Source organism: Pseudoalteromonas luteoviolacea (assembly GCF_001696455.1).
Lineage (GTDB): Bacteria > Pseudomonadota > Gammaproteobacteria > Enterobacterales > Alteromonadaceae > Pseudoalteromonas > Pseudoalteromonas luteoviolacea_C.
This window is the reverse complement of record NZ_MAUJ01000034.1, coordinates 1-1,256: the sequence shown is the minus strand read 5'-3', so window position 1 is coordinate 1,256 and position 1,256 is coordinate 1. Positions and strand designations below refer to the sequence as shown.

1 protein-coding gene is annotated in these 1,256 nt (G+C 46.5%); it reads right to left on the bottom strand.

Translation table 11 applies throughout. The annotated features are described in order from the left end of the window. Window positions 1–71: 71 nt before the first annotated feature. Entirely contained in the window at window positions 72–1,256 is a 1,185-nt protein-coding gene (gene tuf / locus A7985_RS25350) for an elongation factor Tu (RefSeq protein WP_065793154.1), read from the bottom strand.

Sequence of the window (1,256 nt, the reverse complement as noted above, 5' to 3'; positions counted from 1 at the left end):
AGGCATAAAAAAAGCCGCTCAATGAGCGGCTTTTTAATATTCGTATTATCGAACTAGTTAACGTGTAACTATTACTCGATGATTGATGCTACAACACCAGCACCAACTGTACGGCCACCTTCACGGATAGCGAAACGTAGACCTTCGTCCATCGCGATTGGGCAGATTAGCTCTACTGTCATCTTGATGTTGTCACCAGGCATTACCATTTCTACGCCGTCTGGTAACTGGATGTCACCAGTTACGTCAGTTGTACGGAAGTAGAACTGTGGACGGTAACCTTTGAAGAAAGGAGTGTGACGACCACCTTCATCTTTAGAAAGTACGTATACTTCTGAAGTGAACTTCGTGTGAGGAGTGATTGAACCAGGCGCTGCTAGTACTTGACCACGCTCAACTTCGTCACGCTTAGTACCACGTAGAAGTGCACCGATGTTCTCACCCGCACGACCTTCGTCTAGAAGCTTACGGAACATTTCAACACCTGTACAAGTTGTCTTCGTAGTCTCTTTAACACCTACGATTTCAACTTCGTCATTCACGTTGATGATACCAGCTTCAACACGGCCTGTTACTACTGTACCACGACCCTGGATTGAGAATACGTCTTCGATAGGCATGATGAATGGCTTATCGATGTCACGCTCTGGCTCTGGGATGTAAGAATCTAGTGCTTCTGCAAGCTCAACGATCTTGTCTTCCCACTCTTTCTCGCCTTCTAGTGCTTTAAGCGCTGAACCTTGAATTAGTGGTAGGTCATCACCTGGGAAATCGTACTCAGAAAGAAGTTCACGAACTTCCATCTCTACTAGCTCGATTAGCTCTTCGTCATCAACCATGTCACATTTGTTCATGAATACGATGATGTAAGGTACGCCAACCTGACGTGAAAGTAGGATGTGCTCACGAGTCTGAGGCATAGGACCGTCAGTTGCAGCAACTACTAGGATCGCGCCGTCCATCTGAGCAGCACCAGTGATCATGTTTTTAACGTAGTCAGCGTGTCCTGGACAGTCAACGTGTGCGTAGTGACGAGTTGGAGTATCGTACTCTACGTGTGAAGTTGCGATTGTGATACCACGCTCACGCTCTTCTGGAGCGTTATCGATTTGAGCGAAGTCACGTGCTTCACCACCGTATACTTTTGCAAGTACGTTAGTGATTGCTGCTGTTAGAGTTGTTTTACCGTGGTCAACGTGGCCGATTGTACCTACGTTTACGTGCGGTTTTACGCGTTCAAACTTTTCTTTTGCCAT

Coding starts and splice junctions, on each gene's coding strand:
- tuf (WP_065793154.1), bottom strand. CDS start 1,256: ATGGCAAAAGAAAAGTTTGAACGCGTAAAACCGCACGTAAACGTAGGT.